This window comes from Ancylobacter crimeensis, assembly GCF_023016805.1.
Lineage (GTDB): Bacteria > Pseudomonadota > Alphaproteobacteria > Rhizobiales > Xanthobacteraceae > Ancylobacter > Ancylobacter crimeensis.
On sequence record NZ_JALKCH010000001.1, the window covers coordinates 345,463 to 371,832 of the forward strand.

Consider the following 26,370-nt stretch of genomic DNA (forward strand, 5'->3'; position numbering starts at 1 on the left):
ACACGGATGCGGCTGGCGCATCCGGACCCGCCGAGCGGACGGAGAGACGCATGAGCAAGGTTGGCGGCGGCGACAGCAAGAACACCCTGTACTGCTCGTTCTGCGGCAAGAGCCAGCACGAGGTCCGCAAGCTGATTGCGGGACCCACCGTGTTCATCTGCGATGAATGCGTCGAGCTGTGCATGGATATCATCCGCGAGGAGAACAAGTCCTCGCTGGTGAAGTCGCGTGACGGGATTCCCACCCCGAAGGAGATCTGCAAGGTCCTGGACGACTACGTGATCGGCCAGTTCCATGCCAAGCGCGTCCTTTCGGTGGCGGTGCACAATCATTACAAGCGCCTGAACCACGCGACGAAGCACAGCGACGTCGAGCTGGCGAAGTCCAACATCCTGCTGATCGGGCCGACGGGCTCGGGCAAGACGCTGCTCGCGCAGACGCTGGCCCGCATCCTCGACGTGCCCTTCACCATGGCGGACGCGACCACGCTGACCGAGGCGGGTTATGTCGGCGAGGATGTCGAGAACATCATCCTCAAGCTGCTGCAGTCGGCGGACTACAATGTCGAGCGCGCCCAGCGCGGCATCGTCTATATCGACGAGATCGACAAGATCAGCCGCAAGTCGGACAACCCCTCCATCACCCGCGACGTGTCGGGCGAGGGCGTGCAGCAGGCGCTGCTGAAGATCATGGAAGGCACCGTCGCCTCGGTGCCCCCGCAGGGCGGGCGCAAGCATCCCCAGCAGGAGTTCCTGCAGGTGGACACGACCAACATCCTGTTCATCTGCGGCGGCGCCTTCGCCGGCCTCGACAAGATCATCTCCTCGCGCGGCAAGGGCACCTCGATCGGCTTCGGCGCGGTCGTGCACGCCCCGGAAGACCGCCGCCCGGGCGAGGTGTTCCGCGAGGTCGAGCCGGAGGACCTGCTGAAATACGGCCTCATCCCCGAATTCATCGGGCGCCTCCCCGTCATCGCGACGCTGGAGGATCTCGACGAGGCCGCGCTGAAGAAGATTCTCGCCGAACCCAAGAACGCGCTGGTGAAGCAGTATCAGCGGCTGTTCGAGATGGAGAATGTCGAACTCACTATCCATGAGGAAGCGCTGGGCGCCATCGCCCGCAAGGCCATCGAGCGCAAGACCGGCGCCCGCGGCCTGCGCTCGATCATGGAAGGCATCCTGCTCGACACGATGTTCGACCTGCCCGGCCTCGAAGGGGTCGAGGAGGTCGTCATCTCCAAGGAGGTCGTCGAGCAGAATGCGCGCCCGCTCTACATCTATGCGGATCGCGCCGCCGGCGATGCGGGCGCGAGTGCCTGAGGGCGGCGACCCCACCCCAACGGCCGGGCACCCGTGTCCGGCCGCCTCATTCCCATGGGAGCAGGGCAGCCGGGGGCGGAGCGACCTGTCCGCCGGCATGGCCCGGCGTCGCGGCAGCGCCCGCTATTCCGCGCGCGGCGATCGCCGGTCTTTGCCCGGCGCTCCGCGTGTCGGGGGCATGAGCGCCCTCGCAGGGCGGGGCATCGCCCGGATCGCGCCCGCGTTTCCTTCCAGCCTTTTCCTGCCTGCGCGCCCTGCCACGCCTGCGCAGGCCCCCGGCGCCGCCTCCCGCCCCGCTCTTGACGGGCTGGCACGCGGTTCCCATCTCAGCGTCAACCCCCGGTCCAAGACCGTATCGACGTGCCCGAAGTGGGCTCCCCCGCTCAAGCACCCAGATCAGGTTCCGCGACCCGGCCGTAATGCGGCCAGGACGGGCGATGCCGCGTGCCCCGCGGCTCCCGCCCCCCTGACGCCAACCGAAAGGAAAGAGCCATGACGAGCCAGAAGCCGCGCGCCTCGCTCACCCCCGGCCTCACCCAGACGTTTCCCGTGCTGCCGCTCCGGGACATCGTGGTCTTTCCGCACATGATCGTGCCGCTGTTCGTGGGCCGCGAGAAGTCGATCCGCGCCCTCGAGGAGGTCATGCGGAACGACACATTCATCCTGCTCGCCACACAGCAGAATGCCTCGGACGACGATCCGGCGACCGATTCCATCTACAAGATCGGCACGCTCGCCTCCGTGCTGCAGCTCCTCAAGCTGCCGGACGGCACCGTGAAGGTGCTGGTCGAGGGCATTTCGCGCGCCGAGGTGAACCACTACACCGACCGCGCCGATCTCTATGAGGCCGAGGCCACCGCACTGGAGGAAGACCCCGGCGCCAAGGTCGAGGCCGAGGCGCTGGCGCGTTCGGTGGTGACCGAGTTCGAGAGCTATGTGAAGCTCAACAAGAAGGTCTCGCCCGAGGTCGTTGGCGTCGTCACCCAGATCGAGGACCATTCCAAGCTCGCCGACACGGTCGCCTCGCATCTCGCGGTGAAGATCCCCGAGAAGCAGTCCGTGCTGGACATCCTGAAGGTCACGACCCGGCTGGAGAAGGTGCTCTCGCTGATGGAGTCCGAGATTTCGGTGCTCCAGGTGGAAAAGCGCATCCGCACCCGCGTGAAGCGGCAGATGGAGAAGACCCAGCGCGAGTACTACCTCAACGAGCAGATGAAGGCGATCCAGAAGGAGCTGGGCGACGGCGAGGACGGCCGCGACGAGCTGGCCGAGCTGGAAGAGCGCATCAAGACCGTGAAGCTCTCCAAGGAGGCCCGCGAGAAGGCGACGCACGAGCTGAAGAAGCTCCGCCAGATGTCGCCCATGTCGGCCGAGGCCACCGTGGTGCGCAACTATCTCGACTGGCTGCTCTCGATCCCGTGGAGCAACCGCTCCAAGGTGAAGAAGGACCTGCCCTACGCCCAGTCCGTGCTCGATGCCGACCATTTCGGCCTCGACAAGGTCAAGGAGCGCATCGTCGAATATCTCGCGGTGCAGAGCCGGCAGAACAAGCTCACCGGCCCCATCCTCTGCCTCGTCGGCCCGCCCGGCGTCGGCAAGACCTCGCTCGCCAAGTCCATCGCCAAGGCGACGGGCCGCGAATATGTGCGCGTGGCGCTGGGCGGCGTGCGTGACGAGGCCGAGATCCGCGGCCATCGGCGCACCTATATCGGCTCGATGCCCGGCAAGGTCATCCAGTCGATGCGCAAGGCCAAGAAGTCGAACCCGCTCTTCCTGCTCGACGAGATCGACAAGATGGGCGCCGACTTCCGCGGCGATCCGTCCTCGGCCCTGCTGGAGGTGCTGGATCCCGAGCAGAATTCGACCTTCAGCGATCATTACCTCGAGGTCGAATACGACCTGTCGAGCGTGATGTTCGTGACCACGGCGAACACGCTCAACATTCCGCCGGCCCTGCTGGACCGCATGGAGGTGATCCGCATCGCTGGTTACACCGAGGACGAGAAGGTCGAGATCGCGCGCAAGCATCTCATCCCCTCCGCGGTTCACAAGCACGGCCTCGCGCCGGAGGAGTGGACGGTGGACAACGAGGCGCTGCTGACCCTGGTGCGCCGCTACACCCGCGAGGCGGGGGTGCGCAACCTGGAGCGCGAAATCTCCAATCTCGCCCGCAAGGCGGTGAAGGAGCTGATGCTCTCGCAGAAGAAGGCGGTGCATGTCACCGGCAAGACGCTGGAGGACTATCTCGGCGCGCCGCGGTTCCGCTATGGCGAGGCGGAGTCGGAAGACCAGGTCGGCGTCGTTACCGGCCTTGCCTGGACCGAGGTGGGCGGCGAGATCCTGACCATCGAAGGCGTCATGATGCCCGGCAAGGGCAAGATGACGGTCACCGGCAATCTGCGCGACGTGATGAAGGAATCCATTTCCGCGGCGGCGTCCTATGTCCGCTCCCGCGCAGTGGATTTCGGCATCGAGCCGCCGCTGTTCGAACGCCGCGACATCCACGTCCACGTTCCCGAGGGGGCGACCCCGAAGGACGGCCCGTCCGCCGGCACCGCCATGGCGACCGTGCTGACCTCGGTGCTGACCGGCATCCCGATCCGCCGCGACGTCGCCATGACCGGCGAGATCACGCTGCGCGGCCGGGTGCTGCCGATCGGCGGGCTGAAGGAGAAGCTGCTCGCAGCCCTGCGCGCCGGCATCAAGAAGGTGCTGATCCCGGCGGAGAACGCCAAGGATCTCGCCGAGATCCCGGACAATGTGAAGAACGCGCTGGAGATCGTGCCGGTGTCCCGCATGGACGAGGTGCTGCAGCACGCGCTCACCCGCCAGCCCGAGCCCATCGAGTGGGACGAGAAGCTCGAAAAGCCCGGCAAGCCGGCCGAGGTGGAGGCGGTGATCGGCCTCGAGGAGCCGAGCGGCGTGGCGGCTCACTGAGCTTCGATTCGAACGCCTAAATTGCGGGCGGTCCCGAAAGGGGCCGCCCGCGGTGCTTTGGTAGTGCGATTCGGGGAGAAATCGTGCATTGGCGCGGGTTTTCGCAGGGTTGTGCTTGCAATCGCCGCATTTTGCGGGAAGCTTCCGCGCCATCACCGGGGCAACCCGGCGACGATTCTTGTGCAATCAAGGAAGGACCGGTCTCATGACCACGAAGAACGAACTCGTCGCGACGGTCGCGGAGCAGGCGAAGCTGACCAAGGCGGCCGCCCAGGCTGCGGTCGACGCCACCTTCGACGCCATCGCGGCCTCGCTCAAGGCCGGCGAAGAGGTGAAGCTCATCGGTTTCGGCAGCTTCTCCGTCGTGACCCGCGCTGCGCGCGAGGGCCGCAACCCGCGCACCGGCAACCCGGTCAAGATCGAAGCCTCCAAGGCTCCGAAGTTCACGCCCGGCAAGGGCCTGAAGGACATCGTCAACGGCTGATGCCGTGACGCCTCAGACGTCCCGGCTCCGCGCAGAGTCCGCGGCCGGGCGTCTGGATCTCCGGTTCAGGCGTCGTCGTGCGTCTCGGTACGGCGGGACATCCCGCGGCTGCCGGCGCATGGCCCCCCGATCCCGAATCTGCGCCGGGCGTCGCTCGCCATGGCGGCCGCCGGCGCCGGCCACGAGCGCTCCCGTTTTCCAGATCGTTCTTCTGCCTTGCTCTGGCAGGCCGCTGGTGATTAAAGGCGGTCCGAGCATTACGGCGACGCAATGCGAAGGGCGGTTAGCTCAGTTGGTAGAGCATCTCGTTTACACCGAGAGGGTCGGCGGTTCGAGCCCGTCACCGCCCACCATGTCTTCTAAATCGCAGCAATGATTTAGCCGGTGAACGATTGGGGTTCGCCGAATCTCGCCGAAGAAGCCGCTCAAGGCTAGATCGGCCCCCGAAACGACAAAACGACAAAAAAAAGCGGCGATGTGATGGATCGCCGCGATCGAGGGCCGGACGGCAGGCACCTGCCAGAGCATCGGCATCGGACAGTCGCCGGGGCGCTCGCTGATCCGCCACAGCAGCCCCTGAAACGAGCCCCACAGGTCCGCGGCGAAGGGCGGGAAGATGCCGATGTCGCGGCCGTGCGCTGGTGCGGATCGGTTCTGCATCACGCCCCTCGCCACAGCGAGGCCATGAGGGCATGACGCGTGGGGTGATCTCTCGAACGACGCTCGCGGGGCTGCCTATGTGGCGCCGATCCTCTATGGCGTCGAGGAGCCCTACGTCGGTCAGCTTGCGATGGCGGTCACCGCCCACCGATTCAACGCGATCTGCAAGACGGTGCGGATGCCTCGCCGCATGCCTTGTTACCTTTTGCCAGGGATACGCGGCAGCTGGGACGCGGAAAGTTACGGTTAGACGCGTTGCATTACCGGCGATGGGATGGCGTATTCGTCGCGCTCCTCGGGAGGGTGCGCCATGAAAATGTACCTGGCGGGACTGATCACCGCCTATCTGCCGGCCCTCATTACCTTCGCGGTGATGAGCTTCTTGTGACGGGCTGAGCCCTGGTCCGCCTCACGCCCTTGGAGCGTCCGCCTATCTCAGGAGCTGTCGGTGGCCGTCAAAGGTGGGCGGCCGCGGGCGGGGTGAGGGTGTCGAGCGCGGGCGGCCCGGAAATTCGAGGCCGACGCGCCGGAAGCCATCGCGCGAGCTTTTCCGCGCTTGATGGCCGGTGGGCCACAACGTGCTCCCCATTCCCGACCATGTCGACCGCAACGACCGAGAACGGCGCGTGCTGGCGTGTCGAGGCGCGGGGGATCATCGCCACGTCCGGCCCGGGATCCCCGGGAACCTTCCGTCGATCGTGACCCCTTTCTGCGCATGCGAGACCGGCGCGCCGCCATCGGCGCTTGCAATGGCCGGCCCCAGGCCGGTGGAACACCGGATGCACGATGCACCGCAGGCTCAACCTGCCGGCGGCGCGCGGGTCACGCGCATCTCCGGCTTCGCGGGGCGCTTTGCGGCCGGTAACGCGATCACCAATGAGAGAGCCTCGCTCCCGCCGTAGCGGCGGCGCACCTTCATAGCGGCCGTGCGGTCATCGCACTGCCGGCGTGCAGACGACCTGCGCCTCGGTCGCACCGCTTTTCGGCATCTCGCGGACATAGCAAACGCTCATCTCGCCAGTGTCCTGATTGACCCGGAAGACGCCGGTCTCGCTGGAATAGTTGGTCGTGACCAGGCGGAATCGGGCGAGCTTGGCTTGCGCGGCGGCGCTGGCGTCCCGCGGAAAGCAGCGCGTCACACCGACGAGGCTGCCATCGGGACGTTCGAACTGGCACGCGGAAACCTCCCCGGTGGCGGTATTCACCGAATAGAGCCGGTTGGCCTGTGTCGACGGAGGGGCTGCGAAGTCGAAGCTGGAAGGCTGGTCGCCCGCGGTCTGTGCGTCAGCCTGCGTCAGCATCGCAGATACGACAAGCGCGGCACTCATCAGCATCGTCCGGGTCATGCGGGCAGGACGTCGTATCGAACGGGTCATCGGTAACTCCATTGAATAACTTGTGCACAGGCTCGGCGCGCGTCCTTAGCATGAAGCGACAGGTCACGTTGCCGGGGATAGCACATGGGAAGGTGTGCTGCTCTCGCCTCGTTGCCGGCGCCGCGGTCTCGTCAGCCGCGGCATCCGGATGGTCGCGCCCGGTTTCGTGCTCCCGCCGATCCGCTCTTCGGCCTCCCGTAACGGTGTCTCTTGAAACGAAGGAGGCATGGATATCTGGCTGAAGGCTGCGACAGTGCCGCACGTGCCGGGGAGCAAAGGGCGTGCCGAACGGCCGAAGACGTCATAAGGGAGCAGGGTCCCTTCCCGTGGACGGGATGCGATAGTCCGTGCAGTGTTTCCGATTGGAGATCATCCAGGAATGAGCAACGAAGGACGAGTGCCTCATAAGGTCGTGGTGGTCGGCGCAGGGTTCGGCGGGCTGCAGCTTATTCATGATCTGAAGCATCCGGGCGTCTCGATAACGCTCGTGGATCGTCGCAATCATCATCTCTTCCAGCCTCTTCTCTACCAGGTGGCGACCACCGTCCTCGCCACGTCGGAGATCGCGTGGCCGATCCGTCATCTCTTCCGCGATCGCGATGAGGTGGAAACGCTGCTCGCCGAAGTGGTGGGCGTGGACCGGCACGCCCGGATCGTAAAGCTGAAGAACGGCGCCAGCCTGCCATATGACACGCTCGTCCTCGCAACGGGTTCTCGTCACGCCTATTTCGGTCACGATGACTGGGAGGCCCACGCGCCTGGCCTCAAGACGCTCGAGGATGCGACGACGATCCGGCGACGGGTCCTGATCGCTTTCGAGCGCGCCGAACTCGAACCCGATCCGGAGATACGCCAGACGCTGCTTACATTCGTCGTCATCGGCGCCGGCGCCACCGGCGTCGAACTGGCCGGCATGATCGCGGAACTGGCACATCACACCTTGCCCCGCGAGTTTCGGAAAATCGATACCCGCAAGTCGCGAATCCTGCTGATCGAGGGCGGCCCGCGTGTCCTGCCGGCCTTCAGCCCCACTCTTTCCGACTATGCGAAGCAGGCGCTGCAGGACCTCGGCGTGGAGGTGCTCGTCAATAGCCAGGTGACCGACACCGGGGCGGAAGGCCTGAAAATCGGCGACACCACGATCGCAAGCCGTACGATCATCTGGGCGGCAGGCGTGCAGGCCTCGCCCGCGGCCAGATGGCTCGACGCCAAGGCCGACCGGGCGGGGCGCGTCGTGGTGCAGCCGAACCTGACGGTGCCGGGCGACGAGGACATATTCGTCATTGGCGACACCGCGATGGTCGAGCAGGACGGCAAGGCTGTCCCCGGCCTGGCGCCGGCAGCAAAGCAGCAGGGGGCCTATGTCGCGAAGGTCATCCGCCGTCGTCTGGAAGGCAAGCCGGCTCCGGCGGCATTCAAATACCGTCATCAGGGCAATCTCGCCACCATCGGTCGGCGTGCTGCCATCATCGAATATGGCAAGTTCCGCCTGCGGGGCAGTTTGGCCTGGTGGCTGTGGGGCATTGCCCACATCTATTTTCTGATCGGCACCCGGTCTCGATTCGCCGTCGCGTGGAGCTGGCTGTGGATCTACCTGAGCGGACTGCAAAGTGCTCGCCTGATCACCCAGCGCGAAACAATGCGGGAGGACTAGAAGGAAGCGCCGCCATGCCTTTCGCGCCGGGACATGACAGATCGCCGAAGCACGGCGCGAGGACGACGCCGCGCGGGCGGAGACCGCCGGCTGTCTTGACACCGGGGCGATGAATGGGGCGAGTTCATCCGGGTTTGGCGTTTTGCGCCGCAAGGACATGCCGGTGAAACTTATCCTGTTCGATTGCGACGGTACGCTGGTCGATAGCCAGAACGTCATCGTCAATGCCATGCTGCGAGCCTATGAGGCGATGGGCATGACCCCGCCGTCGCGCCAGAAGATGCTGAGCGTGGTCGGCCTCTCGCTGGTGAAGGCGATGCATCGTCTCGGCGACGATGCCGCCGGCTACCCGGCCGAGGAACTGGCCGAGCACTACAAGGTCGCGTTCCATGCCCAGCGTGCCGAGCCGGGCTTCGAGGAGCCGCTGTTCCCCGGCATCGGCGGGATGCTCGAAATCCTGTGCGGTCGCGAGGACGTCCTGCTTGGCCTCGCCACCGGCAAGTCGCAACGCGGTGTCGCCGCGGTTCTCGCGCATCACGGTCTCGAAGGACGTTTCGTCACCATCCAGACCGCCGACACCGCTCCTTCCAAGCCGCATCCCGGCATGGTGCTGCAGGCGATGGAGGAGACCGGCATCGGGCCTCAGGACACGGTGCTCATCGGCGATACCAGCTATGACATGGTCATGGCCCGCAGTGCCGACGCCCATGCGGTCGGCGTGACCTGGGGTTATCACCCGCGCGATCTGCTTCGGCAGTCCGGCGCCCAGCATCTCGTCGATGCCGCGGACGAATTGCTGCCGCTGCTGGACGAGATGTGGGGGAGGGGCTGATGGGCGAGGGAGCGAAGGGGGGCGACCCGGAAGGCGTCGACCAGTCGGGCCCCGGTCCGGCTTCGGGTGATGCGATCCGCCGCGCGGCGATGGATCGGCCGGCCTTGCCGAAGCGGTTCTATGCCCGCGCCGAAGCGCGTTCGGTCGACGGAGGCTTCAGGGTCGAGCTGGACGGACGCCCTGTCCGCACGCCTGGCAGGCAGGTCGTCGAGGTGCCGTCGCAGCCGCTTGCCGTACGGATGGCCGAGGAATGGAGCGGGCAGGGCGAGGTCATCGATCCCGGCACCATGCCGATGGTTCGCCTGGTGAACTCCGCGCTGGACGGGGTGGCTGGCGCGATGGAGGCGACGGCCGGGGAAATCGTGCGCTATGCCGGGAGCGATCTGCTCTGCTACCGGGCCGATTCCCCCGTGCGGCTGGCCAGCCTCCAGCACGAGCTCTGGAACCCTGTCCTCGATTGGCTTCGCGCCCGCTTTGGTGCCCGCTTCAACGTCGCCGAGGGCGTGATGTTCGTCGCCCAGCCGGGGGAGAGCCTTTCGGCCATTGCATCCGCCATGCCCGCAGATCCGCTTCGGCTTGCCGCGCTGAACCTGCTCACCACGCTCTCGGGCTCGGCCTTTCTCGCGCTCGCCGTCTGGCATGGCGAACTCGAAGCGGAAGACGCCTGGCGCCGGGCCCATCTCGACGAGGACGTGCAGGCGGAGGTCTGGGGACGCGACGCGCTCGCCGAGCAGCGGCGGGCCACGCGCTGGCGGGATTTCGAGGCGGCCGCGATTCTGCTCACGACCTTGAAGTGACCTGCGGCCGCATCATGGCCACAAGGGGGTGCATGGTAGGGCTCGCATTCCTCCCCAGCGTTGCCGCGGTAGACTTTCGGTTGGTCAAAGCCTAGAGAGGCATGAGGGCAGATTTTTACTCTCCACACTACTTGGACGTCGCTGTGTCGATTCTACATCTGGAAGGTTCTGCCGCTCCGCGCCAGATTTACGCGATAGGGGACATCCACGGCCGCCTCGATCTGCTGAAGATCATGGTCAAGCTCATTGCCGCGGATCTCGACCAGTATGGCCGGGAGGGTGCGCTCGTCGTCACGCTCGGGGATATCGTCGACCGCGGGCCGGATTCGCGCGAGGTCATCGAATTGCTCGCCGGCAATCCCTTCAAGGTCCCCTACGTCGCCATAGCCGGCAACCATGAGCAGATGTTTCTGGACTTCATGGGGCACCCGCGCCGGGGAATGGGCTGGTGCCGGCAGGGCGGCATCGAGACGCTGCGCTCCTATACCGTGCCGACAGCCGGCATCATGATGGGCCGCGGGTTGTCGGCCGCGGCTGAGACACTGGAATGGGTGATGCCCCCGCATCATCAGCAATTCCTGCGTTCCATGCGGTGGGGCGTGCGCGTGCCCGGCTTTTTCCTGTGCCATGCGGGCGTGCGGCCCGGCGTGCCGCTCGATGAGCAGACGCCGGAGGACCTCTTCTGGATACGCGAGGAGTTTCTTGATTCGAAGGAAGATTTCGGCGCCATGGTCGTGCATGGTCACACGGTGGTGCCGCAGATAGATGTGCGCTCGAACCGGATCAATATCGATACGGGTGCCTATCAAAGCGGCAAGCTGTCCTGTGCCGTACTTGACCATGACCAGTGCTACAGCCTGGTTGCCGAGCTGCCCTGAGCACTGAACTCCGGCAGCTTGCCGCAAGAAGGCGGGCATCGGCGCACCTCCTGCGTCATGGCATGAAATCTGCCATAGTCCTTCACATGTGGGCGCCGCGGCCGTTTCCGGTCGTCTGCCGGGAGCGCGAATGAGCCGGATGATGCGCCGAGCCGCCATGGTCGTCGTGACGACGCTTGCCACCGTGCCGGCAGCGCGGACGGCGCCCATTCCCGAATATGACATACCGCAGATGGTTGAGATCGGCAGCATTCCCGCGCCGCAGGGGTGGGTCGCCTTTTGTCGCGAGAATGCCGGGGATTGCCAACCTCGCCCGTCTCCCCCGGTCGCGCTCACGCAGCGCCGGTGGGACCAACTGTTCCGTGTGAATGCCGCCGTGAACGGCTCCGTGCGGAATGTCGAGGAGCGCCCCGGGCAGGATGTGTGGCGCTATCCGGCAGACGGCACCGGCGATTGCGAGGATTACGTCCTGGAAAAACGGCGCAGGCTCATCGCGGCGGGCTGGCCTCCCGGCGCCCTGCTCATAACCACCGCGCGCACCCGTGCAGGGATCGGCCACGCCGTCCTGATCGTGCGGACCGATATCGGAGAGTTCGTGCTCGACAACAACGATATCGGCGTGAAGCCATGGACCGACGTGCCCTATACCCTGCTCGCGCGGCAATCCGCGGCCAATCCACAGATATGGGCGGCATTGCAGGGGCGCGATCGGCAGAAGGGGCAGGGTGCGATGCAATAGCAATGTGCATGCGACGCCGGCATCGCGGCAGGCAGACGGCCGCGCCGAGGGAATTCGCTCGAGGCGGCGGTACCTGTCGGAGGGGTTTCAACGCCTCCAGAAGACCGTTTCTGGCATTTCGATACCGTTTTCTCAAGGGAATTGACCGGAATAACGTAACGTACCTGGGCTTGAGGCTTTACTTTTCGTTGCAATTTCTCGGTGATTGTTGGGACTTGCTATGCATGTCATACAAAGAACGCACTGTTATTGCATCGCAGCGTACATGCGGGTTTGGTGTTGCCGCAGTGCCGCATGAATGGTCTAACCGTCCTGCATCGCCGGGCACTTCTCGTCTGGTGCTGAGCCGTGTGGCATAGAGTAGACTTCGGGCTCGCTGGCGGGCGACCCAGCGTTGAATACATTAGGGGGCATATTGATGAGGCTGTTGGCCATCTTCGGGCTGATCGCGCTGCTGATCTCCGGGTGCGCGGGTGCGCAGGGGCCGGGGGCAGGGCAGGCGAGTGGCAGTCGTGCCACCAGCTATGCGGAAGCCCGGACGCCGGCTGTTATTCCGGCGTCGCTCGCCAATGAGGCGACCTCCAGCATCGATAGCAACCTCTCCGAATACCGCCTGGGCGGCTATGACCTCGTGACCGTCTCGGTCCTCGGCGTGCCGGAGCTGACCGGTGACTTCCAGGTCGGCCCCGACGGGACGATGTCTTTGCCCCTGCTCGGTCAGGTGCACGTGGCCGGTCTTACCCCGCAGCAGCTGCAGGTGAAGCTGGCCACCGAGCTCGGCCGCAAATATCTCCAGTCGCCGCAGGTGTCCGTCTCGGTCAAGGAATACCGGAGCCAGCGGGTCACGGTGGAAGGGGCGGTGAACAAGCCCGGCGTGTTCACGCTGAACAACTCGACCACGCTCATCCAGGCTGTGGCGATGGCCGAGGGTACCACGCGCTATGCCGAGCTCCAGAACACCCTGGTCTTCCGTACCACCAACGGCCAGAAGAGCGTGGCGCGTTTCGATCTCGACCAGGTTCGTGCCGGCAAGGCCGCCGACCCGGTCATGAAGGCGGGCGACGTCGTTGTCATAACGGAGTCCCAGACGAAGTCCGCGCTGCGCGACATCCTCATGGCGTTGCCGATCGCCTCGCTGTTCGTTGCAATTTTCTGATGCTCAGGCTGTCCATCTTCTCTGAAGAGGTGATCACGCAGTGAACGGTCCCGATCTCAACAGAGAACTCGTTCGTGGCGATAGCCATCTGCCCGTCGGCGTGACCGCGGTGCCGGGAGGCGGCTACGGTCCGCTTGCCATGCCGATGCACTACGACGCCTCCGGCGGAGGTCGACGGGGGCATGAATGGTGGAACGCGGAGACCATGTTCCGCGTCTGGCGCATCCTGTCCCGCCGGCGCCGACAGATCGGCATCGTCGTGCTGCTGTGCCTGCTGGTCGGCTTGCTCGTCACCTTCATGATGCAGCCTGTCTACCGCGGCACGGTGACCATCCAGATCGCGCGTGAATCGTCGAAGATCGTGAACGTCGAAAGCGTCGATCCCGACGATGATGGCGGCGGCAGCGGCGGCTCGCGCGAGTATCTCGAGACGCAATACCAGTTGCTGAAGAGCCGTGCCCTCGCGGAAAAGGTCGTTCAGGCAACCAATCTCGACTCACCGTCGAGCACAGCGCTCAACAACAGCGGCGGCGGCTTCTTCTCCTGGGTGAAGAGCAATGTCTCGGCTCTGCTTTCGAGCGATCCCGCGCCGACGCAGCAGGGCCCCGATCTCGCCGCGCGCCGTAACCAGGCGATCGGCCTGGTCCTCGGCATGATCGACGTCCAGCCGCAGCGCAATTCCCAGCTCGTCTCGGTCAACGTCTCGAGCCCCGACCCGCAGATGGCGGCCCGGCTGGCGAATGCACTGGCGGAGAGCTACATCGCTCAGTCGCTTGAAAGGCGCTACAACGCCTCGTCCTATGCGCGATCTTTCCTTCAGGACCGCCTCGCCGAACTTAAGCTGAAGGTCGAGGAAAGCGAGAAGGATCTCGTCAACTATGCCCAGAGCCAGGGCATCGTGAACATGGACAACGACTCCACGCTCCTCAGCGCGGACCTCGAGACCGCCAACTCCTCTCTGGGGACGGCTCGTGGCCAGCGCATTCGCGATGAGGAGATGTGGAAGATTGCCGAGAACACCCCGCCGCTGTCCATTCCCGAAGTGATCCAGGACTCGTCGGTGCGTGCGCTGCGGGACCAGATCGCGGCAGCGTCGGCCGAATACCAGCAGAAGCTGAGTCAGTTCAAGCCGGCCTTCCCGCAGATGGTCGAACTCAAGGCGAAGATGGACGAGCTGCAGTTCCAGCTCGATGCCCAGTCAAACCTGATCAAGGAAACCATCAAGGCGCGTTACGAGGCCTCCCTCCAGCAGGAGAAGGTCCTGCAGGCGCAACTGGATGCGGTGAAGCAGGATGCGCTCGGCATGCGCGACCGCCTCATCCGCTACAATATCCTCAAGCGCGAGGTGGAGTCGAACAAGTCGCTCTATGACGGCCTGCTGCAGCGCTACAAGGAAGTCGGCATCGCCGGCGGCATCGGGGCCAGCAACATCTCGATCGTCGATCGCGCACAGGTGCCGGGCGCGCCCTATTCGCCCAACATGATCCTCAATCTCGGCCTGGCGGGTTTTGTCGGGCTGATCCTGGGTATCGGCCTCGCCTTCGGCCTGGAGATGCTCGACGACACGTTGAAGTCGCCGGATCACGCGGAAGAGAAGATCGGCGTGCCGGTGGTCGGCGTCATTCCGCTTGGGGGCGGGGATGCCGATCTGCTGACCCAGATGGAGACGCCGAAATCGAATTTGGCGGAGGCCTTTCGATCGCTGCGCACGAGCCTGCAGGTTTCGACCCCGGAAGGGGTTCCCAAGAGCCTGCTCATCACATCGAGCCAGCCGGGCGAAGGCAAGTCGACGACCGCCGTGGCGCTGGCGCAGAACTTCGCCCAGCTTGGCTACCGCGTATTGCTGATCGACGCCGACCTGCGTCGTCCGTCCCTGCATCGTGTGCTGGACGTGCCGAACGAAGTGGGCATCGTCGACTACCTGTCCGGCGCGGTGCCGCTGGCGAGCATCGTCCAGTCCTACGGGCCGAACCTCACCTTGATCCCGTGCGGCGCGCCGCCCCGCGATCCCACCGAGCTGCTTGCCGGTACGCGGATGAAGGCGCTGATCGACTACAGCTCGAAGCATTTCGACCTTCTGCTGCTCGACGGGCCGCCCATCCTGGAACTGGCCGACGCGCCTCTGCTGGCTTCCATGACGGAGGGCACGCTGCTGGTCGTTTCGGCCAACACGGTGCGCCATTCGGTGGTCCGTACCCGCATCAAGCGCCTGCAGCGCGCACGCGCCACGATCACCGGTGTGGTACTCAACCGCTTCGACATGCGCGCGGCCGATTCCTACTATTATTATTCGGGTTATTACTCGGGGGCCTATGACTACGGCACCAGCGACGAAACCCCGGCGGATGGCAGCCTGACGAACCCGCAGGGCGACGGCCCCGACGATGGGACGGCGGCCAGCCCGGCCGGCACGGAAACCCCCGTTGTTGCCGATAACCGCGCTGGGTCCGACCGCCGCGACGACGGGTCGGGGCGTGGGGCGTGAGCACGCCTTCGCACCGGGGCCGCCCGTCGCGCCAGCGCCGCGGCGGGACCAGTGCCGGCGAGGCAGGGGACGTCGGTGAGGGGAGTGTCCGGACCGCCGAGGCTTCCCGGCGTCACCGCAAGTCGCGCCGGTCGCACTCATCCTCCGCACCGACATGGCTCGGCCGCCTGGGGCATTTCCGGCTGCCGAAGCTCCGAGCCGAAAGCTTCGCGAAGTTAGCCGACTTCCTGCGCACTCTGGCGCCACGCAATGTGGTGGCCGCCCCGGCGCGCGGAAGCTGGTGGCGGATCGGGCTTGTCGGCGCGATCGCGCTCGGCACCCTGTTCATGTGCGTGCGCGTCGCCCAGCACGGTATCAGCTACCGGCTGGCCCAGTTCCGACCGGACCTCGCATTGATGATCGACGGCTCCAGCACGGATGCGCTGGTGGCTCTTGCCGATGCCAAGCTGTCGCTCAGCACCGACAGCGATAGCGACGATACGTCGGAAACCGATGACGGCAGCACGCCGATCGCTCCCGCTGGCGACGACGGATATTCCGGCGACGCCGCCACCGATGCCGCCGCCGCCACGGCAGGCCCACCGGCGACGCCGCTCGGCAATCCGACGGCGTCCGATGTATCGGCCGGCGTGGCGACACCCGTCCATGCCCTGGTCAGCGTGGTGCCGCCGCCCGCAGGCTCGCCTCAGCCCACCGATGTCGCGGTCGCGGGCGGTCCCATGCCGAAGGCGCCGGGCACGGGGCAGGAACAGGTCGCACAGGGCGGTCCCAGCATCGTGCCGCCTTCGCCCGGTGCCGCAGATGCGGCGCCGTCGGGTCAGCCGGGCAATGCCGTGGCCGAGCCCAAAGCTCCGGCCCTCAGCCTTCAGCAGACGGTAGCCATGTCGGTCTTTCCGGGCATCGCGCCTCCGGCCGATGCCGCGGCGACCTTGTCCAGCATCGATCTGGACGGCGTGGCGGCGATCGGGCGCCGGCTGCTGGAAATCGATCCGCTCGATACGCGGGGACTGCGCATTCTTGGGATGGTCGCCTCCCTCAGAGGCGATACCGATCGTGCGCGCGCATTGATGCAGGCGGTCGCCGACCGCACCCGTCGGGATGTCGTCGCCGAAATATGGCTGGCGCTCGACATGGTGAACCGGGAGGACTATGCGAACGCCATCGCGCATATGGACAACGCGCTGCGCGTGTCTCCCGATCTCATCGGCATGCTGCAGCCGGTTCTGGCCGCGATGATACGGACCGATGACGCCCGTGCGGCGCTGGTGGCGCGTCTCGCAACCATGCCGCCCTGGCGCAAGGCGCTGTTCACGAACCTCGATTCGGCCAATCCCGACCTTGGCAAGGCGGTGCCTCAGTTCTTCGCCGATCTGAAGGTTGCCGGGGCCCCGCCGAGCGACGTCGAGGGGCGACCGATCATCCTCAAGATGATCAAGGCCGGCACCTCCCACGACGCCTACAGCGCCTTCATGGCGCAACTGCAGGACGACAGGCTGGACTCGATCTCGAATGTCTTCAATGGCGACTTCCGCTACCCGGTGACGCGCTATCCCTTCGACTGGTGGATACCGACGAATCGCGGCGGCTATGTCATCACGCTGGGGCGTGCACCCGATGCGCCCGAGAGCACGGCGATGACGATCGAGTTCCTCGGGGGTCGCACGCCGTTCCGCGATGTCAGCCAGTGGCTCGCGCTTCAGCCGGGCAATTATGTCCTGAGCGGTCTGGCGAATTCGCCGGGCCTGAACACGCTGCGCGGCATGACGTGGCGGGTCTACTGCTCGCCGAACAAGAATGTGGCTGAGACGCCGCTCCTGCGCGGACAGATGAGCTGGCAGCATTTCGAGCAGATATTCACGGTGCCGGACGGGTGCACCGAGCAACTGCTGAGGCTTGAACTCGCCGCCCGGGTGCCGGCTGAAGAAGAGGTGTCTGGCATTATCAGCTTTACGAATATCGCGATCCAGCACAGCGATGTGGCCCCTCCTGCTCCGCCGCCCGCCGCGGGGGGATGAGGTTTCCCGTTGGCTATTGGACCGGGTTGCCGCAGCGCAGCCAAGACGGGGGGAAACAGGTGGCGCAGAGAAGCACCCGCGCATTTCTGTGATCACCCTGCGGCATAAATGGCACATTGGGCCTTTAGCTCAATCGAGAGCTCGCCTTGCAGGTGGCATGATGGAATTTGAGCTTGCGGGCAGAGGCATCTTGCCGTTTATTGTGCTTAGTACGGCAGTGCAGCATATTTAGGCTAAGTCGTAGCCCCAGTTTCACGTCGGGGGTTGAGCGAGGGGATGACATGAAGATGAAGTTTGCAATCGGCGTTGGTGCGTTCCTGCTGGGTGCCATGGGCACCGCAATGGCTGCCGAGTCGGTTACGCTGACGGATGTGGGCGGCTCCGTTCTGGTCAATCGCGGCCAGGGCTTCCAGGCGGTCTCTTCCGCTACTGCGATGCATGCGGGTGATCGCGTGCTCCTGCGTTCGGGCGGCGTCGCCACCCTGGATTACGGCGCGGGTTGCCGCGTGAAGCTGAATGTCGGCGTGCCGGTCTCGGTCGCTTCGGCTTCGCCGTGCGTCCAGTCCACTGCGCAGACGGGCACGTCCGACTCGAAGACGACGGGCGCGCTCTTCCTGCTTGGCGCTGCGGGCGGTGCTGGTGCGGTAATCGGCCTCAGCAACAGCGGCAGCAACACCGGGCCCGTCTGCATCACCGGCGCCTGCCAGTGACGAATTGAGGGCAGGGGTGGTCCGGTAGGATTCCTGCTCTGGTTCGGATTGTTCCGTCTTTGATGTGATGCGTGAAGAGGGCGGCTTTGCTTCAGGGCAGGGGTCGCCCTCTTTGTTTGATTTTCCTGAGGCCCCAGGGTGGTTGTCTGCCGGGACCGGCGGCTGGGGCGGGGCGATGGGCATGGTGCAGGCTGAAGCGGAATATCCGAGCTTTCTGGCGCCGGTTCACGTCATCTTCTTTCCGCTCTGCGTCGTGACGCTGCTGTTCGCGCTTACCTTTGGCGGTGGGCAGGTGGCCGGGCGCTGGCCGGATGCGCTGGTGCAGTTGGTTTCTTTCCCGCTCTTCATTCTGCTCGTGGGATCGCTGCTTCTGTGTCCGCAGCCGCGCTGGTTGCGGCGCATCGCGCTGGTCATCGGCCTGTTGTGGGCACTTCCGCTCCTGCAACTCGTTCCCCTGCCGCCATGGATTTGGACGCACCTGCCGGGGCGCGCCCTGGTGGCGCACAGTTATGAGGTCGCCGGGCTCGACCTGCCGTGGCGCCCGCTTAGCCTCAATCCGGAAGGCACGGTATTCAGTCTCGTCTCCCTGATGCCGGCCGTCACGATCTTCCTGTCCTGCCTCATGCTCGATCAGGCGCGCATGCGGGTCATCCTGCTGACGCTTCTCGGCTTCGCGCTTGCGAATGTGGTGATCGGCATGGTCCAGATCACGTTCTGGCGGCGGTTCATGCGCGTGTTCGGTCGGGGTGACATGCGCTTCGCCACCGGGCTGTACACCAATCGCAACAATCTTGCGGCGCTCTTCTACGCGACGTTGCCGATACCGATGGTTCTGGCCGCGATCCAACTGCGCAGCCGCAGCGACACGCGGTTTCTTTCCTTTGCCGTGGCGGCTCTGGTTTCGATCATCCTGTTCTTCGGCATCCTTACGGCGCGATCCCGAGCCGGCTTCGCGCTCGGAACGATCGTCCTGCTGGGAATGCTGGCGGCTCTCTTCATGCTGAACGCGGTTTATCGAACGCATGAAGGTTCTTCGAGCCGCTGGGCCAAGCTCGCTCTCGGCACAGTGGTACTGGTCGTGTTTACCGTGGTGTTCGACTTGTCCTTCGGGGGTGTCGCGAGCCGCCTCGACAGCAATATCGGCAGCGATCTTCGCTGGCCGATGGCGGCGACCACCTTCGAGGTGCTGAAGGCATACTTCCCCTTCGGTAGCGGATTGGGCAGCTTCGTGCCGGTCTATGCGGTGTTTCAGGACAATTCGACGTTGATCCGCCCCTATGTGAATCACGCGCACAACGACTGGCTGGAGCTGGTAATGGAAGGCGGTGTCGCGGGATTGGTGCTGCTCGTCGCAGTAGCCGCGATGGGGGCCTTGGCGACATTGGCCGCCTTTCGTCGTCGTTCTGGGTATCAGTACAAGGCCTATGCAGCCGCCGGTTTTCTGGCTGCAGTGGCCCTTTTGTTGCATTCCGCCTTGGAATATCCGCTGCGCATCGAGAGTCTTATGGTGGTGTTCGCTGTCATGTGCTCGCTGGTCGTGCGGGCGGCAATCGTGCCAATCGAGCCTGAGGCGTCGGTTCGCCCGCATCGCCGCCGCCACCGGCGCGTGTCGAGCGCCGCTGCGGAGGGATCAATTGCACTTCCGGCGGAATGAGTGATGCCGGTCATATCTGGGCGGTATCATAAGAGGGTGGACCAGCGAAACTATATACTGGACATCGTGAGCTGCGTGCTTATGCTGCGCTGCAGCGATATTTGCGCTTATTGTCTAGTGCAGCGCGTATTCGGTGTCCGTCAATGAAATGTCGTATCCCAGATAGATGGTTGCTGATTATATGAATGGTAAAGTCGCGCTTATCACCGGTGTTACTGGGCAGGACGGCGCCTACCTTGCTGAGCTTCTTTTGAGCAAGGGTTATCGCGTTCATGGCGTCAAGCGGCGCTCATCGTCCTTCAATACCGGGCGTCTTGAGCATCTCTATGAAGACCCGCATGTTTCGGATCCGCGGTTCACGCTGCATTTCGGCGATATGACCGATTCGACGAATCTCATCCGGATCGTGCAGGAGACGCAGCCGGACGAGATCTACAATCTTGCGGCGCAGAGCCATGTGCAGGTTTCCTTCGAAACGGCCGAGTACACCGCGAATGCCGATGCGATCGGCACGCTGCGCCTGCTCGAAGCGATCCGCCTGCTGGGCCTGACGGAAAAGACTCGATTCTATCAGGCGTCGACTTCGGAACTTTACGGCAAGGTTCAGGCGATTCCGCAGTCGGAAACGACGCCGTTCTATCCGCGCTCGCCTTATGCGGCGGCGAAGCTTTATGCCTACTGGATCGTGGTCAATTACCGCGAGGCCTATGGCATGCATGCCTCGAACGGTATTCTCTTCAATCACGAGAGCCCGCTGCGCGGCGAAACCTTCGTCACGCGCAAGATCACGCGCGCGGCGGCGGCGATTCAACTGGAGCGGCAGGACAAGCTTTATCTGGGCAATCTCGACGCCAAGCGCGACTGGGGCCATGCTCGGGAATATGTTCGCGGCATGTGGCTGATGCTGCAGCAGGACGAGCCGGACGACTATGTGCTGGCGACGGGCGAAACGACCGAGGTCCGACAGTTTGTGAGCTGGGCGTTCGAGGATGTCGGCATCACCGTCGAGTGGCGCGGCAGCGGAGTCGACGAGAAGGGCTACGACGCGGCGACGGGTCGTTGCATCGTCGAGGTCGATCCCCGCTACTTCCGGCCGACGGAAGTCGACCTGCTGATCGGCGATCCGTCGAAGGCTTATGAAAAGCTCGGCTGGCGCTCTGAAATTCCGGTGCGCGAGCTTTGCCGCGAGATGGTTAAGGACGATCTCACGGTCATGGCCACCGCCCCGACCATGAAGCTTGACTGAAGATACGGGCGCTGCTGCCAGGGCCCGCGCTTTCCGCCTGCGGCTGCGGCCCGTCGTGCAACGACCTGCGCGCCCGTGGTGGGCGGTGCGGGACGACCGGTGGGAGGTCCTGCCGTTGCGGCCGCAGACATGAGGTTCATCTCTTGGGGTCGACGGCGCCGTGCCGCCGACCCGTCATCGGCCCGGACTGCCGGACAATCCGCCGGTGCAATGGGCTGCGGGTTTTTGAATTTTGGGATAGGCGGCGAGGGTCGGGGCCCTGCGGCCGGGGTTCCGGATAGGAGCGATCGATGCCGAACGTCGTCAGCGAGCATTATTCAATTGCGGGCAAGCGGGTGTGGGTTGCCGGGCACAAGGGCATGGTCGGTGCCGCCATCGTGCGGCGTCTCGCCGGGGAGGGCTGCGAGATCCTGACGGTGGACCGCCGCCAGGTGGACCTGACGCGCCAGGAGCAGGTCGAAGCCTGGTTCGCCGCGAACAAACCCGATGTCGTCTTCGTGGCAGCGGCCAAGGTGGGCGGTATTCTTGCCAACGATACGTATCCGGCAACGTTCCTCTACGAAAATCTTGCTCTCGAGGCGAACATCATCGAGGCGGCACGCCAGCACGGCGTCGAGAAGCTGCTGTTTCTCGGCTCATCCTGCATCTATCCGAAATTCGCGCCCCAGCCGATCACTGAGGATGCACTGCTCACTGGCCCGCTGGAGCCGACCAATGAGTGGTATGCGCTCGCGAAGATCGCCGGCGTCAAGCTGTGCCAAGCCTATCGGCGGCAGTACAAGGCGGATTTCATCTCCGCCATGCCTACCAATCTGTATGGACCGGGCGACAATTTCGATCTGCAATCGAGCCATGTGATGCCGGCGCTGATCCGCAAGGCGCACGACGCAAAGCTGCGGGGCGACGCGGAGATCGTCATGTGGGGGACAGGCACGCCCCGGCGCGAATTCCTGCATGTCGACGATTGTGCCGATGCCTGCGTGCATCTGATGAAGGTTTATTCGGACGATTCCCACGTCAATGTCGGCAGCGGCACGGACGTCACCATTCTCGAGCTTACCGAACTCGTGTGCCGGATCGTCGGATTTACCGGGCGCATCACCCATGATCTGTCCAAGCCCGACGGCACCCCGCGCAAGCTCATGAGCGCCGCCAAGCTGCGTGATCTCGGCTGGAGTCCGTCGATCGGGCTGGAGGAGGGGATCGCCTCCGCCTATCAGGCGTTTCTCGCCGGCAATTGGGCCGAGCGTCGACCGGACGCCGCCGCATGAATGCCGGTTTTGCAGCCGCTGGCGCCGTAGACACCGCCCTGGCCTCGCCGGCGCCGGATCTGGCGGGCCGCCGCATCGTCGTCTACGGCATGAACTATGCTCCCGAACTCGCGGGCGTGGGGCGCTATACCGGCGAGATCGGCGAATATCTCGCCAGTGTCGGGGGCGATGTCACGGTGGTGACCGCGGCGCCCCATTATCCGGGCTGGCGGGTGCAGGATGGCTACCGCAATGCCTACAACGCGACCATGCAGGACGGTGCGCGCGTTATCAGGACGCCGCTGCTTCTGCCGAAGAAGACCATGGGCGGGATCTGGCGGCTGATCGCGCCGCTCAGCTTCGCCGCCAGCTCGGCGCCAGTCGTGTTCTGGCAGATCCTGCGGCAGCGGCCGGAGGTGGTGTTCTGCGTCGAGCCGACCCTGTTCGCGGCTCCCGTGGCCCAGCTCGCGGCAAAGCTGGTGGGCGCGCGCACGGTTCTGCACGTGCAGGATCTTGAGGTGGATGCCGCCTTTGCGGTCGGGCATCTCGGCAATGCATCGTGGCTGAAGCGATTGGGTTTTGGGTTTGAGAAGTTTTCCCTGAATCGGTTCGATCGGGTGATCACCATTTCCAACCGAATGATGGAACGCCTTGCCGGAAAAGGCGTGGCGCAACGGCAGCTCTGCATCCTTCGCAATTGGGTCGATGTCGATCACATCCGCCCGCTGGACGGCTCTTCGCCATATCGCACCGAACTCGGCTATCAGCCTGACGATTTCATCGTGCTCTATTCGGGAAATGTCGGTGCCAAGCAGGGGTTGAACGTGCTGCTCGATGCGGCCGAGCAACTGACCGATCTTCCGAGGATCAAGTTCATCGTTGCTGGCGAGGGCCCGGCCAAGGAGGCGCTGCAGAAGCGCTACGGCCATCTCGCCAGCCTGCGCTTCCTGCCATTCCAGCCCTATGCGCGGTTCAACGAGTTCCTGAATCTCGCAGACCTGCATGCTCTGCCGCAGGAAAAGGACGCGGCCGACCTCGTGCTGCCGTCCAAGCTGGGCGGCATGCTGGCGAGCGGCAAGCCGATCGTCGTCACCGCCGAACCTGGAACGGAGCTGGCGGATTTCCTCGGGAGCGGCGGCGTCATCACGCCTCCCGGCGATGCGACGGCGTTGGCCGCCGAGATAAGGCGTGTGAGCGCCGGAGGCTTTTCGGGCGATCCGTCGCTGCGCGCCGCGCTAGCCCGCACCTTGTCCAATCAGGATGCGCTGAAGGAGCTCGTGCGCCTGCTGGGTATGTGATGGCGTATCGGGTTTGGCCCGCCGGTCGGAGCCAACGCAGCGCCGCGCCGCCGCGCGTGTCGAGCAACAATGAAGGTCTAATCGTGTGAGCATGACGGCGGAACCGAAACTCAGCAGCCGACTGGCAGCTAAGGGTATGGCGTGGGCATCCCTGGCCGCGTTTTTGGGAAAGTTCATGTCGCTCATCGCGCAGGTGGTCCTCGGGCACCTGCTAAGCGTCGAAACCTACGCCGTGTTCGCAGCAGCAACCGTTGCGCTGACGCTTGTTTCCGGTTTTCAGAATGCGGGCGTCAACAAGAACCTGATCCAGCAGCAGGAGCATTATGATAGCCTGATCGGCGACTTCACCGTCTTCTCGCTCTATCTCGGCGTCGTCGCCTCGGCTTTCCTGATCATCAATGGCATGGTGCTGGCATGGCTCTATGACATGCCACACCTCGTTTCGGTGGTGGCGATCAGCGCCATTGCGCTACCCATCACGTCGCTGAACTGGATCTACACGGCCGTCCTCGGCATCCGGTTGCGCTTCGATCGGGTCTCGAAGAACACCATCCTCTATTCCTTTGCCTATTACAGCCTCCTGATGCTGTTCGCCTATCTCGGCGCTTCGTATTACAGCGTGGCCGCGGCTACGCTGCTGTCTGTGGTGATCCAGCATATCAATCATCGTACGTATATCGGCTGGCTTCCGGTCAACTGGCGCATCAGTCGGCAGCGCTTCTTCGCCATTTTCGTCGCGCTTCGTTGGACCATCATTGCCAGCTTCCTCATGGGGCTGTCGCAGAACGGCAATTTCTTCGCGCTTGGGCACCTGCTGACATCGGAGGAGCTGGGCTACTACTTCTTCGGCTTCATGTTGACCGCGAATGCAAGCGTTCTGGTCTTTACGGCGATCAACCAGACATTGCTCCCGATCTTTTCGAAGATGAAGGGTGATGAGGTCCGGTTGCGACTGGCGTTCCTGCGCTCCAGCGGGGTGCTCAATTTCCTCTGCAGCATTCTTTGCCTTGGCCTGATCGGTGTCGGGCCGGCGGCGGTTCATTTCATCTGGGGTGGCAAGTGGGACGCGGCCATCTTCACCTCGGTTGTGACAGCGGCAACCTTCCCGATCCGCATCTTCACCTCGATCGCAACAGTGACACTGGAGAGTCGCGGTCGCTGGCGCAGCCGCACGCTGCTGCTGGCGTTCGATGCGGCGACGGTCATTCTGTTCGCGGCCGTCGGAGCGTGGCTGGCGGGCCTCAGCGGCGCGGCGCTCAGCGTCGCCATCCAGCGTGGCGTCGTTGGCCTGATCACCTATCCGATGGTCGCTCGGGTGCTGGGCTACAAGTGGCGCGATGTCATGATCATGATCGGCAAGTCGGTCGCGCCCTTTGCCCTGGCGGCGGCTGTGCTGTTCTTCGGGCAGCCGGCGGGCTCGTCGCCGGTCGGAATATCCGACACCGCCGTGGCGGCGATTGAAACGGCCGGCGCGATTCTGCTTTACATCGCCGTGACATATGTCGTCAGCCGCGAGACCGTAATGGAGCTCCCGAACCTGCTGCGGAGGCGGAGGGCATGATTCCGCTCGGCGCAACAGGTGGTGGGGTCACCTCCATGCACGGGAGGCGAGGGCCGGGAGCCGCGCCGAGGGGCGGCGCCGACAGGACGCGGTTGGTTTGCGCGGCGGAAGCGGCGATGAACAGAGAGCTTCCATTGGCCAGCGGCGCCGGGCTGGAATGTTTGGCACGGCCAGATGAGGGGGGCGTTTTGCTTTCGTGGAGTTGGGCGGGATGAGTGCGATTGCCTTCGTCTGGGATAATTACGGCCCCATGCATGTCGATCGTTGCCAGGCCGTCGCTTCCGGCCGTGCGGAGCCCGTCATCGGTATCGAGTTCTTCTCGAAAAGCAGCGTCTACGATTGGAAGACGGAAAGCGGGGCGGCCTTCGAGAAGGTGACGCTGTTCTCTGGCGGAGGCTGGAAGGATACGGGCGCGTGGGCCATGGCGAAAGGCATCGTCTCGGTCTGCCGCGCACGCGACGCCCGCCATGTCTTTCTGTGCCATTACGAGCAGCCGGGGATTTTCCTGGCAGCCATCCTGCTGCGCCTGCTCGGGCGGCGTGTTTTCGCGATGGGATGCTCCAAATTCGACGACCAGCCCCGCAAGGCTTGGCGGGAGGCGTTGAAGAGCCTGTTCTTCCTTCCCTATCACGGAGCGATCTCCTCCGGCATACGTTCGGCCGACTATATGCGGTTCCTCGGTATCCCGGCGGGGATGGTGGCTACCGAATACAACACGCTCTCGATCGAGCGGATCCGACGTCTGTCCGGCAAGGCGGTCGCACCGGAGGGAACGGCGTTCGCGGAGCGCCATTTCACCATCATCGCGCGGCTGGTGCCGAAGAAGAATCTCTTCATGGCGCTCGATGCCTATGCGCACTATCGCGAGCGTACCGCACAGCCGCGGCCGTTGCATATTTGCGGATCGGGACCGCTTGAAGCGGATCTGCGGACACGGATAGCGGAGCTCGGCCTTCAGGAGCTGGTGATCCTGCGCGGCTTCATTCAGACGGCCGAGATCTCCAGCGTGCTGGGCGATACGCTCGCCATGCTGCTGCCGAGCATCGAGGAGCAATTCGGCAATGTGGTCATCGAAGCGCAGGCAATGGGCGTTCCGGTCATCCTCTCCGACAATTGTGGTGCGCGCGACCGGTTGATCCGCGGCGGCGTGAACGGCTTCATCATCGAGCCGGACAATCCGGAGGGATTGGCCTACTTCATGGCGCTGCTGGACGGAGATGAAACGCTGTGGCGCCGTTTTGCCGAGGCTGCTGCAGCACGTTCGGTTCGTGGCGACGTCGCGAATTTTCTGGGCGCCGTTTCGGCGCTGATGAATTGAG

19 protein-coding genes and 1 tRNA gene are annotated in these 26,370 nt (G+C 64.5%); 19 read left to right on the forward strand and 1 reads right to left on the reverse strand.

The genetic code is table 11. The annotated features are described in order from the left end of the window. The first annotated feature begins 50 nt into the window (after positions 1–50). From clpX to MWN34_RS01525, 4 genes are all read left to right on the forward strand, one after another. Positions 51–1,319 carry an ATP-dependent Clp protease ATP-binding subunit ClpX gene (gene clpX / locus MWN34_RS01510; protein WP_247025859.1) on the forward strand — a complete coding sequence of 423 codons (1,269 nt, stop codon included), beginning with the start codon at positions 51–53 and terminating at the stop codon, positions 1,317–1,319. Between the two features lie 492 nt (positions 1,320–1,811). Next, a complete protein-coding gene (gene lon / locus MWN34_RS01515; protein WP_247025860.1) occupies positions 1,812–4,256 on the forward strand; it encodes an endopeptidase La in 2,445 nt (814 codons plus the stop codon). Positions 4,257–4,461: 205 nt separating this feature from the next. Beyond that, positions 4,462–4,740 (forward strand): HU family DNA-binding protein, encoded by a 279-nt coding sequence (locus MWN34_RS01520; RefSeq protein ID WP_247025861.1) that lies wholly within the window; start codon positions 4,462–4,464, stop codon positions 4,738–4,740. A gap of 277 nt (positions 4,741–5,017) precedes the next feature. Further along, positions 5,018–5,093: transfer RNA gene (locus tag MWN34_RS01525), tRNA-Val, on the forward strand. Positions 5,094–6,332: 1,239 nt separating this feature from the next. Here the strand turns inward: MWN34_RS01525 and MWN34_RS01530 are convergent. After that, a complete protein-coding gene (locus MWN34_RS01530) occupies positions 6,333–6,728 on the reverse strand; it encodes a hypothetical protein (RefSeq protein WP_247025862.1) in 396 nt (131 codons plus the stop codon). Positions 6,729–7,155: 427 nt separating this feature from the next. Between MWN34_RS01530 and MWN34_RS01535 the strand changes: the two genes are divergently transcribed. From MWN34_RS01535 to MWN34_RS01605, 15 genes are all read left to right on the forward strand, one after another. After that, positions 7,156–8,430, forward strand: a complete 1,275-nt coding sequence (locus tag MWN34_RS01535; RefSeq protein ID WP_247025863.1) for an NAD(P)/FAD-dependent oxidoreductase — start codon at positions 7,156–7,158, stop codon at positions 8,428–8,430. A 157-nt stretch (positions 8,431–8,587) separates the two neighbouring features. Continuing rightward, positions 8,588–9,262 (forward strand): HAD-IA family hydrolase, encoded by a 675-nt coding sequence (locus MWN34_RS01540; RefSeq protein ID WP_247025864.1) that lies wholly within the window; start codon positions 8,588–8,590, stop codon positions 9,260–9,262. Further along, complete coding sequence (locus MWN34_RS01545) at positions 9,262–10,059, forward strand: ATP12 family chaperone protein (protein WP_343311776.1); 798 nt, start codon at positions 9,262–9,264, stop codon at positions 10,057–10,059. Before MWN34_RS01540 ends, MWN34_RS01545 begins: the two co-directional genes overlap by 1 nt. A gap of 101 nt (positions 10,060–10,160) precedes the next feature. Beyond that, entirely contained in the window at positions 10,161–10,937 is a 777-nt protein-coding gene (locus MWN34_RS01550; protein WP_247025865.1) for a metallophosphoesterase family protein, read from the forward strand. Between the two features lie 130 nt (positions 10,938–11,067). Then, a complete protein-coding gene (locus tag MWN34_RS01555; protein ID WP_247025866.1) occupies positions 11,068–11,676 on the forward strand; it encodes a transglutaminase-like cysteine peptidase in 609 nt (202 codons plus the stop codon). 418 nt (positions 11,677–12,094) lie between these two features. After that, positions 12,095–12,832, forward strand: a complete 738-nt coding sequence (locus MWN34_RS01560; protein ID WP_247025867.1) for a polysaccharide biosynthesis/export family protein — start codon at positions 12,095–12,097, stop codon at positions 12,830–12,832. Positions 12,833–12,872: 40 nt separating this feature from the next. Next, complete coding sequence (locus MWN34_RS01565) at positions 12,873–15,317, forward strand: GumC family protein (protein WP_247025868.1); 2,445 nt, start codon at positions 12,873–12,875, stop codon at positions 15,315–15,317. Positions 15,318–15,568: 251 nt separating this feature from the next. Further along, on the forward strand, positions 15,569–17,332 hold the full coding sequence (locus tag MWN34_RS01570) for a tetratricopeptide repeat protein (RefSeq protein ID WP_247025869.1): 1,764 nt from the start codon (positions 15,569–15,571) through the stop codon (positions 17,330–17,332). A 281-nt stretch (positions 17,333–17,613) separates the two neighbouring features. Continuing rightward, entirely contained in the window at positions 17,614–18,042 is a 429-nt protein-coding gene (locus tag MWN34_RS01575; protein WP_247025870.1) for a hypothetical protein, read from the forward strand. Between the two features lie 181 nt (positions 18,043–18,223). After that, a complete protein-coding gene (locus MWN34_RS01580; protein ID WP_247025871.1) occupies positions 18,224–19,696 on the forward strand; it encodes an O-antigen ligase family protein in 1,473 nt (490 codons plus the stop codon). Between the two features lie 166 nt (positions 19,697–19,862). Beyond that, positions 19,863–20,942: a GDP-mannose 4,6-dehydratase gene (gmd, locus tag MWN34_RS01585; protein WP_247025872.1), complete on the forward strand. Its 1,080-nt coding sequence runs from the start codon at positions 19,863–19,865 to the stop codon at positions 20,940–20,942. Between the two features lie 290 nt (positions 20,943–21,232). Further along, entirely contained in the window at positions 21,233–22,213 is a 981-nt protein-coding gene (gene fcl / locus MWN34_RS01590) for a GDP-L-fucose synthase (RefSeq protein ID WP_247025873.1), read from the forward strand. Then, positions 22,210–23,490 carry a WcaI family glycosyltransferase gene (locus MWN34_RS01595; protein WP_247025874.1) on the forward strand — a complete coding sequence of 427 codons (1,281 nt, stop codon included), beginning with the start codon at positions 22,210–22,212 and terminating at the stop codon, positions 23,488–23,490. Before fcl ends, MWN34_RS01595 begins: the two co-directional genes overlap by 4 nt. A 136-nt stretch (positions 23,491–23,626) precedes the next feature. Then, complete coding sequence (locus tag MWN34_RS01600; protein WP_281502826.1) at positions 23,627–25,051, forward strand: oligosaccharide flippase family protein; 1,425 nt, start codon at positions 23,627–23,629, stop codon at positions 25,049–25,051. Between the two features lie 211 nt (positions 25,052–25,262). Further along, on the forward strand, positions 25,263–26,369 hold the full coding sequence (locus MWN34_RS01605) for a glycosyltransferase (protein WP_247025876.1): 1,107 nt from the start codon (positions 25,263–25,265) through the stop codon (positions 26,367–26,369). The last annotated feature ends 1 nt before the right edge of the window (position 26,370 follow it).